Genomic DNA, 11,268 nt, shown 5'->3' with positions numbered 1-11,268 from the left:
CGCCACGCTCGCCCGCCGGCTGGCCCGCGGCCCCCGCCGCGCGCTGGAACTCACCAAGAAGTCGGTCACCGGGGCCACACTCGCCGAGCTGGACGCCGCGCTGGCCCGCGAGCACGAGGGACAGTGCGAGCTCCTGGTGTCCGACGACTTCGCCGAAGGGGTCGCCTCGATCCTCGAGAAGAGACGCCCCGAATTCTCCTGACCCGGTCCTCCACCCTCACCGCCCACGAAAGGCCGAATCATGACCACCGCCACCATGGACCCCGTCGCGGAACTCCACGCCGCCCGTCGCAACCACTGGAACACGTGGGTGGCCACCCACGCCGAGATGAACCCCGACGGCGAGGCGCTCCGCTACCTCGGCCAGACCACCACCTGGTCGCAGCTACACGAGCGCAGCGGTCTCTTCGCCGACGCGCTGGCCCGTCGTGGGGTCGCCAGGGGTGATCGGGTCATGCTGATCACCCTCAACAACCCGGAGTTCGTCGAGGCGGTGCTCGGCATCAACCGGTTGGGTGCCATCGCGGTGCCGGTGAACTTCCGCCTCACCCCGGCCGAGCTGGCCTACCTGGTGAGCGACTGCGCGCCGAAGGTCGTCGTCACCGACGCCCTGCTCGCCCCGCTCGTCGGGGCGATCCGTGCCCAGGGTGAGGAGCCGGGTGACCACATCGTCATCGGGGGCGAGTCCGGAACGGAGGACCAGACCACCTTCGCCGACGCGCTGGCCGAGGAGGGCGAACCGCATCCGCCGGTCGACGTCCCGGAGGACTCCACCGCCCTCATCATGTACACCTCGGGCACCACGGGTCGGCCCAAGGGCGCGATGCTCTCCTACGAGAACCTCACCGCCCAGTCCCTGACCTGTATCCGGGTGTTCCGGCTCTTCGACGAGGAGGGGCGCGCACTGTGCGCGGCCCCGATGTTCCACATCGCGGCGCTCGGTTCGATCGCCCCGAGTCTCCAGCTCGGCGGCGTCACGGTGGTCCACCCCCTGCAGGCCTTCGACCCGTCCGCCCTGCTCGACACCCTCGAGGCGGAGCGGATCACCAGCGTCTTCCTGGTACCCGTGCAGTGGCAGGCCGTCTGCGCCGAGCAGAAGGCCCGCCCGCGGACGCTCGTGCTGCGCAACATCTCGTGGGGTGCGGCCCCGTCCACGGACACGATCCTGCGCGCCATGTCCGAGACGTTCCCGGACGCCCTCAACTGCGCGGTGTTCGGCCAGACCGAGATGAGCCCCATCACCTGTGCGCTCGACGGTGACGACGCGATCCGCAAACTCGGGTCGGTCGGCAAGGTCATCCCCACCCTGCAGGCTCGTGTGATCGACGCGTTCGGGGAGCCGGTCGGTCCCGGCGAGGTGGGCGAGATCGTCTACCGCGGACCCACCACCATGTCCGGCTACTGGAACAAGCCCGCGGAGACCGCGGAGGCCTTCGAGGGTGGCTGGTTCCACTCCGGTGACCTGGTCCGGATGGACGACGAGGGCTTCGTCTACGTCGTGGACCGCAAGAAGGACATGATCATCTCCGGCGGTGAGAACATCTACTGCGCCGAGGTCGAGAACGTCATCGCCGGCCACCCCCGGATCCGTGAGGTCGCGGTGATCGGTCGCAAGGACGAGAAGTGGGGCGAGGTGCCCGTCGCGGTGGTCGCCCAGCACGAGGAGGAGGGCCGCGTGGACATCACCCTCGACGAGCTGACCGGGTGGCTACGCGACAAACTGGCCGGCTTCAAGCTGCCCAAGCACCTCGTGCACGTGGAGGAGCTGCCGCGCAACGCCAGCGGCAAGGTGGTCAAGGGCGCGCTCCGCTCGGAGCACGGCTCCACGGGTGTCTGACCCGGCGGCCGAGTCGACGTCGGAACCCGGATACCACTGACATGGTCTTCCACCTCCCCGCGGGCCGAGGCCCGGTGGTCGATCTGGCGGGCCGATCGGCTGGGGAGCGCGGGCGTACGGCGCCGAGTTCACCGACGTCGGCGGGCTCGGCCCGGGCTCCGAGGTCACGGTCGCCGGCGTCCGCGTGGGCAGGGTGCTCGGAGTCGGGCGGGAGGTCGGCCCCCTGGGCGAGACGATCGCCGTCGTCGACTTCGAGGTCGAGCGCTCGGCGCCGGTCGCGAGTGGCGCGCGCGCGTCGGTCCGCTACGGGGACATGCTGGGCATCCGCTATCTCTCCCTCGATCCCCCACCGGACGGCGGACCGGCCGTCGGCGGTGCCGACCCGCTGCCGGAGGGGACGCGCATCCCGCTGGAGGCCACCACCGATCCCGTGGACCTCACCGCGCTCGTCAACGGGTTCAAGCCGCTGTTCGAGGCGGTGCGGCCGGACGAGGTCAACACCCTCTCGCGCACAGTGGTCGCCGCGTTCCAGGGCGAACCGGGTGCCATGGACGTCCTGCTCGCCCGCCTGGCGCTGCTGAGCCGGGACATCGTCGGCAGGCAGGACGTGTACACCCGGCTCGCGGACAACATCACGGCGCTCAACACCACGCTCACCGAGCGGGATGAGGACCTCCAGCGGCTGGTCAGGGGACTCGACACCGTCTCCGGGGCACTCGCGGACGGCGGCGGGAACGACCTCGCGGTGCTCATCGAGCGCGGGGACGCGGCCACCGCGACACTGGCCTCGATGCTCCGCGAGACCGATCCGGATCTCCGCGCGAGCGTGGACGCCACTCGTCACACGACCGACGGGTGGATCCCCAACACCCCGGCGTTCGACACCGCGATGGGCAAGGCCCCGCTGTTCGCCCGGGAGGTCAACGCCCAGGCTCAGAAGGGTGGCTTCCTGGCCCTCTACATGTGCAACTTCACGGTCAAGTGGGACGACTGGGAGACCAGCCTGTTCGGCTACCGGAACTCGGGGGCGTGCCGATGAGTCCGATCACCATGGTGCGGGAGAGTCTGGTCGACCTCGTCCGCGACCCGAGGCACACCCGTCGCGGCAACACCGTCTTCGTGGGAGCCACATCGATCCTGCTGGTCATCGCGGTCTTCGCGGCGAGCATGGCCCTGCCCCGACTGTGGTACGTCCTGCGCACCGACCACTACGCGGCCGAGTTCGCCAACGCCGGGGGGTTACGGACGGGGGACCCGGTCCTGGTGGCCGGCGTGCCCAGTGGCCGCGTGGACTCCCTGACGTTGGAGCACGGGCTGGCGGTGGTGGGGTTCCGGCTCGACCGGGGCCAGGACCTGGGCGAGGCGAGCACCGCCACGATCGGTCTCAAGTCGATCCTCGGGAACAGGTTCCTCGAGGTCACACCGGCGGGCGGGGGGGACCTCGGCCCGCACCGGCGGATCGGGGTGGAACGCACCACGTCGCCGTACATGATCGACGACATCGGGGGAGCGGTCACGGACCTGGCCGAGGAGCTCGACACGAGGGCCGTGAGCGCGATGATCGACAGCCTGGACAGCATCCTGCCGCAGGACGCCGGGGCCGCCGGTCAGTCGATCGACGACGTCTCCGCGGCCCTGGGTCTCCTCGCCCGCGAGGACGCGCGGATGTCCGGGGTGGTCACCACGACCCGCGAACTGACCGGGGTCCTCGTCTCGCAGGAGGCGGGTATCCGAGCTCTGACCGACCAGTCACTCGTGCTGGTCACCGTGCTCACCCAGCGTCGTGAGGCGCTCAGCTCCCTCGTGTCGTCCCTGGAGGATCTCGCGACCCGGGTGCGGGTACTGCTCGACGAGGAGGCCGAGGACGTGGACCGCGTGCTGGGCAACATGCGCTCGATCAGCGAGACCTACCAGAGGAACATCGACGCGATGGACGAGGTGCTCACCCGGATGCCACCAGGACTCCGCGCGGTCACGGACGCGACCGGGAACGGCCCGTGGACGGATGTCGCCACACCGACCGGCCCGATCCCGGATTCGGCGCTCTGCGCCCTGGGGGTGATGGACGGATGCAACTGAGACGTGTGAGCCGGACCAGGGTCGTCGCGATCCTCGTCACCGCCCTCGCCGCCGTCCTGGTGTTGGCCTCTCTGCTCTCCGGCGCCCGGGGAGACGGCGGTCGCCAGGTGATCACGGCCGAGTTCGCCTCCGCCGAGGGCGTGTACGTCGGTTCGCAAGTCCGGATCGTGGGGGTCGAGGTGGGGATCGTCGAGAAGGTCGAGCCGACGGGGGACCTCGCACGGGTGCGGCTCTCACTGGATCCCGGTACGCGGTTGCCCGCGGACGTGGGGGCTGTGGTGATGAACCCGGCCGTCATCGCCGACCGGTTCGTCGAGCTCACCCCCGCCTACGTGGGCGGGCCGACGTTCCCGGACGACGGGGTGATCCCGGCCGAGCGGACGCGGGCACCCCTCGACTTCGACGAGTTCGTCTCCAGCCTGGACACCCTGAGCTCGGCGTTCTCGCCCGGAGCCGACGAGGTGGCACGTGGTCTCGACCGGGGGGCCGAGGCCCTCGACTGCCGGGGGGAGACGCTGAGCCGGGCCATCAGGAACCTGTCCACGGTCTCGGCGGTGGGCGGGGACCGGGCCGAGGATCTCGACGCGATCGTCACCGAGCTCGCGGTGCTGATGGACGCCGCGGGCGGTCGCGACCAGACCATGCGCGACCTCGTGCTGGGACTCGACGACCTGGGTCGGCAGCTCCGGGACGACCAGATCGACGTGGCGGCCCCGGCGGAGGACCTCCGTGTGATCCTCGACGAACTCGACGCGATCGTCGCCGCGCGCGGGGACGACATCACCGCGACGACCACCGCGACCCGCGAGGTGACGGCGTTGTACGCCCGCCACCGCGCGGACTTCGCCGAGTTCCTGGATCTGTACCCGGTGATGATGGAGAACCTCGCGGCCGGGATCGGACCCGACGGCCGCGCGCGCATCCGCCTCAACGTCTCGTCCAACATCACCCACTTCGCCCGTGGCCGCGAACTCTGCCGACGTGAGCCGCTCCCACTGTGCACGGGCGCCGGCCTGACCAACCCGCTCATGTTCCCGGTCGAACAGAGTGACCCGATCGGCCTGGTCGGGGCGTTCGAACGAGTCGCGGGGGGTGGATGAGAGCCATGCGTGAGACCAGAACCCGTCCGCACCTGGTGCGCGGACTCGTGGCCCTCCTCGGGGTGGCACTGCTCGGGGGTGCGGCGATGGTGGCCGTGAACACGCCACAACTCGCACTCCAGTCTGTTCCCCTGGGGATGGACACCGGGGAGGGCTCGGCGGACGTGGAGATGCGGTTCGAGCGCGCCGACCGGCTCGCACCCGGAGCGGAGGTCCGCTACGGGGGACGCCTCGTCGGCCGGGTCCGCAGCGTCGGCACCGACGGAACCGAGGCCGTGATCGGCGTCCGCCTCGAGGGTGACTCCGGCGTCCCCGCCGGCGTCTTCGCCGAGATCCGCCTGCCCACCGCCCTCGGCAGCCCGTTCATCGCGCTCACCCCGCCGGCGGCGCCCGCGACCGGTGCACTACTCGAGGACACGGGGGTCGTTCCGCGGGTGCACACCGGCGTCGGTCCGGACCTCGAGTCGAGCCTCGCCTCGCTGGGACTGCTGCTCAACGGGAGTGGGATCGCGCAGCTCGGCTCGGTGATGGAGGAGCTCACCGTGGCCCTGGACGGGCGAGGTGAGGAGATCGGGCGCATCCGGGAACGTGGGGACCGCGCCCTGGAGTTGTACGAGGCGAACCGCGACGAGATCGACCGGACGATCCTCGCCCTGGACCGGGTCAACGCCTCGCTCGCCGGTCGCCGCGAGCTCATCGACCGCGGCATGCGGGTGTCCGCCGACCTCGTCTCGGAGGCGGCGGCCAGTCGGGAGACGATCACCGCACTCATGGACACCACCACCGCCCTGACAGTGCAGGTCGAGCAGTTCACCTCGGCCACGGACGGGCGCCTGACGCCGTCACTGCGCACACTGACCGTCCTGCTCGAGGACATGGAGGGCTTCGGGGACGAGGTGGCCCCCACCCTGGACGCCCTGCAGCGCTTCGTCACGAACTTCGACGTCGCGATCCGCGGGGACCACATGATGTTCGACGGCGCGCTCGACCTCCCCGGCTCGCTGGATGCCCTGGGCACCGGCGGTGAGGCGCGCGCGGGTCGACCGCTGCCGCCCGGTGCCACCGGCCCCCCCGACGCCCAGCCGCCCGTGGGGGGTGCGCCGTGAACCGCCACATCGTCACGCAGGCGCTGCTGTTCGCGTTCATCTCGGTGGTCGCCATCGGCTACGGCATCCGGTACATCGGGGAGGACGCCGACGTGGCGAGTGGTTTCCGGGTGGTGGCCCACGTCGAGGACGCGCGGGGCGTCGGACCCGGGGTGCGCGTGACCTACCGCGGCGTGGACGTGGGGGAGGTCCAGGACGCCGTTCTCGACGGGGTCGGCGGGGTCCGGCTCCATCTGAGGATCGTCGACGGCACCCGGATCCCCGTCAGCGCACACGCCCGGGTGGTGACCAGCACGGCCCTGGGGGACAACCGGCTCGACGTCCGGCAGACGAGCGGAGCCGGTCCCTACCTGGGAGAAGGTGGTGAGTTGCTGGTCCCCGAGGACGAGCAACCCGCGTCGATCGAGCACCTCATCGCCGATATCGACACCTCGCTGCGGGCGCTGGACCCGGAGTCCCTGGCCTCGTTCGGGGACAGCGTGGCCACCGCTCTCGAGGGCAACGGCCCGCGGCTTGGCGCGATCCTCGAGGACACCGCACTGCTCACGGCTGTGTTGACCGAGCAGGCTCCCACGTTCCGCGGGCTCGTCGGCGACGGGCTCGTGACCGTGCGCGCGCTGGCGGCGCGCGCGGATCCGCTCAGCGGGTCGGCCTCGGTGGCCCGCGACGTCGCCGAGCAGCTGGCCCGCCGGGAGGACACGCTCGTGTACCTGCTCGACCGATCACCCGAGGCGATGCTCCGGGCCCAGGTGCTCCTCGATGCCAACCGGGAGGACGCGGCCGGCCTGCTCGCCAACACCCTCGTCGTCACACCCGTGTTCCGCGATCGGGGACCCGCCTGGGAGGCCGGCCTCACGCAGGGCGAGCGGGGACTGCGGGCCCTGGCGGGGACCGTGCGTGACGGTCGCGCGGACTTCCAACTGGTCGCCACCCAGGGGCCGGTGTGCGTCTACCCGTACGAGCCCCGCGACGTCGTCGACCACTCCCCGCGTGAGCCGAATCTGCGGTTGTACTGCCCGCCGGGCGAGGACCTGGAGCAGCGGGGATCGCGGGCGGCTCCCCGACCGAACGACGAGGGACTGGCGGGGGCGACCGAACCCGGAACCAGGATCGGCCCGGACATGGCCGTCGACCCCGTGCTCGTCCCGACCGGCAAGGAGATCGCCGCGTACTGGGCGACGATGATGGAAGGACTGCGTCATGGCGGCTGAGGCACCCAGGGAGGACAACGTCCCGGAGGGCAGGGCCCGGGAGAACAACGTCCCGGAGGATAGGGCCCGGGCGGACAACGTCCCGGAGGACAAGGCCCGGGCGGACACCTCCACGGTGGACGATGATCCCGTGGAGGGCACGACCCCCCCGCGGAGGAACTCCGCTCGCATCGTGAGCGCTGTGGTCGTGGTGGCACTGGTGGCCGCGTGTGCCTGGTTGGGCTACCTCGTGTGGTCGGACCACCGGGAGGACGAACTCCGACGCAGCGCGGTCGAGGACGCCACCCGCCTGGTCGTCCAACTCGCGTCCTACGACCACGGCGACGTGGACGCCAACATCGAGGCGGTCGTGGCGGACGCCACTCCGGAGTTCGCCGACCGCTATCGCGAGGTCTCCGAGGGGCTGCGCGAGTTGCTCACCAACGGACAGGGCACCTCGACCGGAACCGTGACCCACGCGGGGGTTCAGAGCGTGGACTCCGGCAGCGCCGTGGTGCTGGTCTTCCTGGATCAGGAGATCACCAACGTCACCGTGCCCGAGGGCCGGGTCGACGCGAGCCGCATGGTCGTGACCCTGGTCCGCGACGGGAACCGCTGGCTGCTCGACTCCGCCGAACTGGCCTGATCCGTCACCGCCGAACCGGCCTGATCCGACACCGCCGACCGAACGACACCGATACCCGAGGAGAACCGCCACGTGATCACCGAACTGCACCGCAATCCCGCCCCGCCCACCCCACGCCGTCGACCGCCCGTCCTCCCCGACGCCCTCGACTCGATCGGTGCGGCCGGCGGGGTCGCCAACGTCATCATGCAGTTGTCCTGGCCCGAGGTGGGCTGGGGGGTACGCGAGAGCCGGGTGGACACCGGCAACGTCTACAAGAGGCCGTTGAAGCGGGCACGGACGACCTTCCAGTACCTGGCGGTGGCCACGCTGGGGAGCGACGACGACAAGCGGGTCTACCGCGAGGAGGTCACCCGCATCCACCGTCGGGTGCACTCGACACCCGACAGTCCGGTCAAGTACAGCGCGGTGGACCCGAAGCTCCAGATGTGGGTGGCCGCCTGTCTGTACGTGGGATTCGAGGACGCCTTCGAGTGGCTGCACGGACCCATGACCGAGTCCGACCGCGAGGCCTTCTACCGCTCCGCCCCGTCTCTGGGGACGACGCTCCAGGTGCGCGCCGACCAGTGGCCGGCGACGCGGGCGGAGTTCGACGACTACTGGCACGAGGGCAAGTCCCGGATCCGATTCGACGACCCGGTACGCGACCACCTGGTGGGTCTGACGGAGCTCCGGATGCTGCCGCAGCCCACGACGGTCCTGTTCGGGCGCCTGAACAAGTGGGTGACGACCGGGTTCCTGCACCGCGAGTTCCGCGACGCGCTGGGGCTGGCGTGGGACCCGCGGGACCAGCGGCGCTTCGAGCGGTTCCTGGCGCTCACCGCGGCGGCCAACCGGATGCTCCCGTACCCGGTCCGGACCCTCACCTACCGGGTGCTGCTGCTGGACCTGAAGTGGCGCCTGCGAACCGGACGGCCGCTGATGTGACGTCCCGGGGCTCACGTCGGAGATGAGACGGCGGAGGCCGGGGCGGTGTCGCCCCGGACTCCGGTGGTCGCGGGTCGGAGCCGCGCGAGGAGTGCCGGGTGGTCAGGCCTGCGCGACGAGTGTTAGGTGGTCAGGCCTGCGCGACCAGCGTCGGGCCCCGGTCCTCGTCGCGGTCCTCGTCCCACACGCCGGCGCGCTGGAGGTGCGCGATGAGCAGGTCGGCGCCGTTGGTGAACTCCCTGTCGACCACGGCGTGGGCCGTCTCCACGTCGCCGGTGCGCAGCGCCTCGAGCATCCGCCTGTTGTCCTCGAGCGCGGTGGACCGCCAGTCCGGATCCTCGGCGTAGAGCCGGTAGGGCATGTAGCGCGCGGCGTTGTTGAGGAAGCGGGACAGCTTGTCCGACCGGGACGCCCGGTTGATCGAGCGGTGGATGGCGTACTGCGCGCTCACCACACGGTCCGGATCGCCCGTCACGGCCGCCGCCTCGAAATCCTCCACCAGGCGGGCGTGGTGCTCGAGGGCCGCCTCGTCGAACCGGGTGATGGCACGGTCGACGATCCGCTTGGACAGCCGGGCCTGCAGCCAGAAGATGTCCTCGACGTCCTGCCTGCTCATCGGCGAGACCAGGTATCCGCGTCGCGGGACCAGATCGACCAGCCCCTCCCCGCGCAGGGTCAGCAGGGCCTCGCGCACCGGGGTCACGCTCACCCCGAGAGCGGCCGCGGTCTCGTCCAGACGGATGAAGTCCCCGGGGCGCACCTCGCCGCTCATGATCCGGGTCCGGACGTGGTCCGCGACCTCCTCGGAGAGCTGCGGACGCTGCGCAAGTCGTGTTGCGGCCATGTCCGCCACCTCATCTCCGGGGATCACGAACGACCGAGGGGCCTCGGCCGAGAATCGAAATCAAATATATCCGAGGAGTGTGCGATTGCCCAGCAGGGGTGAGCGCCTCTCCCCCGCTGTATGGCCCCGGTGGAGGGTCTCGCGCATCGCACCGGCCCGGGGGAGGTGGGCGTTTCGCCCGCGTGTGCCGACGTGCCGGGCGAGACTGGGGGCATGACCTCATCCGAGACCCGTCCAGCCGTCCGCACCGAGCGCCGCGATCACATCCTGCTCGTCACCCTCGACCGCCCCGAGGCCCGCAACGCCGTCAACGGCGAGGTGAGCACCCTGCTCGGCGACGCGCTGCATCTGGCGGACACGGATCCCGAGATCCGGGTGGTCGTCCTGACCGGGTCGGGGGAGCAGTCATTCTGCGCGGGGGCGGACCTCAAGGCGATCTCCCGGGGAGAGGACATCTTCCCGGCGGAGAACCGCCAGTGGGGTTTCGCGGGCATGATGCAGCATCACGTCTCCGTGCCGGTGATCGCCGCGGTCAACGGCACCGCGCTGGGCGGGGGCTGCGAGATCGCGATGGCGTGCGATCTCGTGGTGGCCGCCGATCATGCGATCTTCGGACTGCCGGAGGTCAGGCGGGGCCTCATCGCGGCGGCGGGCGGTGCGTTCCGGCTACCGGCTCAGCTGCCCCACCGGGTGGCCATGGAGATGATCCTCACCGGCGAGCCGGTCACGGCCGAGCGCGCACTGGACCTGCATCTGATCAACCGGGTCGTCCCGGGCGGGGACCTGCTCGACGCGGCGCTCGAGCTGGCCGGCGTGATCGCCGCCAACGCCCCGTTGGCCGTCCAGGCCAGCAAGCGCGTCGCGCTGGGCATCAGCGACGGGACCCGCCCGGCGGAGGACGACCGCTGGAAGGTCAGTGACACGGAGATGATCACCGTCATGACGTCGGAGGACGCCATGGAGGGCCCGCGTGCGTTCTCGGAGAAGCGGGCTCCGGTCTGGAAGGCGCGCTGAGACCCATCCCACATCCCGACCGGATGTGCACCCCGCCCGCCCGCACTACATTTCCTTCATGGGAGCCCAGTTCAGGTCAGCGGTGATCGAGGAGGACCTCCAGGTCCTCGACTCCGAGAGTCGGGAGCTCACGCCCAGGGCGTCCGAGCTGCTGGCCCACCGATCAGCGGACGTCGCTGCCGACGAGGTGCGCAACTGTGTGATCCGGACGCGCACCCGTCCGGCCCACACGGCCTCGGGCCTGCGCTCCGGGCTGCACGAGGCGCGCGAGGGACTGCGCCGTGTGGGCGAGGGCCGCGGCCTCACGGTGGCGGCCGCGGGAGCGGTCCCGCTGGTCCCCCCGGGGTCGGCGCTGGTCGACGAGAGCCCCCGGATGCGCCGGCTGCTGGCGGACTACGAGTTCCTGGCCCGCGGTCAGATCTACTGCGGCACCCGGATCCGGGTGGATGCCGTGGACACCGACGAGGCGGTCGCCCTGGCGTGCCGGATCGCCCCACACCTCCCGGTGTTCCTGGCGCTCACCGC

12 protein-coding genes are annotated in these 11,268 nt (G+C 71.1%); 11 read left to right on the top strand and 1 reads right to left on the bottom strand.

Features of this window, described 5'->3' with window-relative positions:
- The 9 genes from G6017_RS13870 to G6017_RS13830 all read left to right on the top strand — a co-directional run.
- Positions 1–202 (top strand): enoyl-CoA hydratase/isomerase family protein (locus G6017_RS13870; RefSeq protein WP_524536301.1); only part of this gene is annotated, 202 nt, incomplete at its 5' end.
- Between the two features lie 39 nt (positions 203–241).
- Entirely contained in the window at positions 242–1,837 is a 1,596-nt protein-coding gene (gene fadD5, locus G6017_RS13865) for a fatty-acid--CoA ligase FadD5 (protein WP_182617862.1), read from the top strand.
- Positions 1,838–1,931: 94 nt separating this feature from the next.
- On the top strand, positions 1,932–2,876 hold the full coding sequence (locus G6017_RS13860) for an MCE family protein (RefSeq protein WP_182617866.1): 945 nt from the start codon (positions 1,932–1,934) through the stop codon (positions 2,874–2,876).
- Entirely contained in the window at positions 2,873–3,916 is a 1,044-nt protein-coding gene (locus tag G6017_RS13855) for an MCE family protein (RefSeq protein WP_179523935.1), read from the top strand. Before G6017_RS13860 ends, G6017_RS13855 begins: the two co-directional genes overlap by 4 nt.
- Positions 3,907–5,016 carry an MCE family protein gene (locus G6017_RS13850; protein ID WP_182617860.1) on the top strand — a complete coding sequence of 370 codons (1,110 nt, stop codon included), beginning with the start codon at positions 3,907–3,909 and terminating at the stop codon, positions 5,014–5,016. The genes G6017_RS13855 and G6017_RS13850 overlap by 10 nt, the downstream gene beginning before the upstream one ends.
- 5 nt (positions 5,017–5,021) lie before the next feature.
- A complete protein-coding gene (locus G6017_RS13845) occupies positions 5,022–6,122 on the top strand; it encodes an MlaD family protein (protein ID WP_179523933.1) in 1,101 nt (366 codons plus the stop codon).
- Positions 6,119–7,333, top strand: coding sequence for an MCE family protein (locus G6017_RS13840; protein ID WP_182617859.1), 1,215 nt, complete (start codon positions 6,119–6,121; stop codon positions 7,331–7,333). Before G6017_RS13845 ends, G6017_RS13840 begins: the two co-directional genes overlap by 4 nt.
- A complete protein-coding gene (locus tag G6017_RS13835; protein WP_182617857.1) occupies positions 7,323–7,958 on the top strand; it encodes an Rv1363c family protein in 636 nt (211 codons plus the stop codon). Before G6017_RS13840 ends, G6017_RS13835 begins: the two co-directional genes overlap by 11 nt.
- Positions 7,959–8,030: 72 nt before the next feature.
- Positions 8,031–8,885, top strand: a complete 855-nt coding sequence (locus G6017_RS13830; RefSeq protein WP_347238015.1) for an oxygenase MpaB family protein — start codon at positions 8,031–8,033, stop codon at positions 8,883–8,885.
- 130 nt (positions 8,886–9,015) lie between these two features.
- Here the strand turns inward: G6017_RS13830 and G6017_RS13825 are convergent, their stop codons facing one another.
- Positions 9,016–9,729, bottom strand: a complete 714-nt coding sequence (locus G6017_RS13825) for a GntR family transcriptional regulator (RefSeq protein ID WP_194306524.1) — start codon at positions 9,727–9,729, stop codon at positions 9,016–9,018.
- A gap of 213 nt (positions 9,730–9,942) precedes the next feature.
- Here G6017_RS13825 and G6017_RS13820 point away from each other — a divergent pair, with 213 nt between their 5' ends.
- Both G6017_RS13820 and G6017_RS13815 read left to right on the top strand, forming a co-directional pair.
- A complete protein-coding gene (locus G6017_RS13820; RefSeq protein ID WP_182617853.1) occupies positions 9,943–10,743 on the top strand; it encodes a crotonase/enoyl-CoA hydratase family protein in 801 nt (266 codons plus the stop codon).
- Between the two features lie 58 nt (positions 10,744–10,801).
- A partial coding sequence (locus G6017_RS13815) for a glutamate-cysteine ligase family protein (protein ID WP_241731559.1) occupies positions 10,802–11,268 on the top strand: 467 nt, incomplete at its 3' end.

This window comes from Dietzia sp. B44, assembly GCF_014145245.1.
In the GTDB taxonomy this organism is placed as follows: Bacteria; Actinomycetota; Actinomycetes; order Mycobacteriales; family Mycobacteriaceae; genus Dietzia; species Dietzia natronolimnaea.
The sequence above is the reverse complement of the archived record's forward strand: the minus strand, read 5'-3'. Positions and strand labels throughout refer to the sequence as shown.

Coding starts and splice junctions, on each gene's coding strand:
- G6017_RS13845 (WP_179523933.1), top strand. CDS start 5,022: ATGCGTGAGACCAGAACCCGTCCGCACCTGGTGCGCGGACTCGTGGCC.
- G6017_RS13835 (WP_182617857.1), top strand. CDS start 7,323: ATGGCGGCTGAGGCACCCAGGGAGGACAACGTCCCGGAGGGCAGGGCC.
- G6017_RS13820 (WP_182617853.1), top strand. CDS start 9,943: ATGACCTCATCCGAGACCCGTCCAGCCGTCCGCACCGAGCGCCGCGAT.
- G6017_RS13855 (WP_179523935.1), top strand. CDS start 2,873: ATGAGTCCGATCACCATGGTGCGGGAGAGTCTGGTCGACCTCGTCCGC.
- fadD5 (WP_182617862.1), top strand. CDS start 242: ATGACCACCGCCACCATGGACCCCGTCGCGGAACTCCACGCCGCCCGT.
- G6017_RS13825 (WP_194306524.1), bottom strand. CDS start 9,729: ATGGCCGCAACACGACTTGCGCAGCGTCCGCAGCTCTCCGAGGAGGTC.
- G6017_RS13850 (WP_182617860.1), top strand. CDS start 3,907: ATGCAACTGAGACGTGTGAGCCGGACCAGGGTCGTCGCGATCCTCGTC.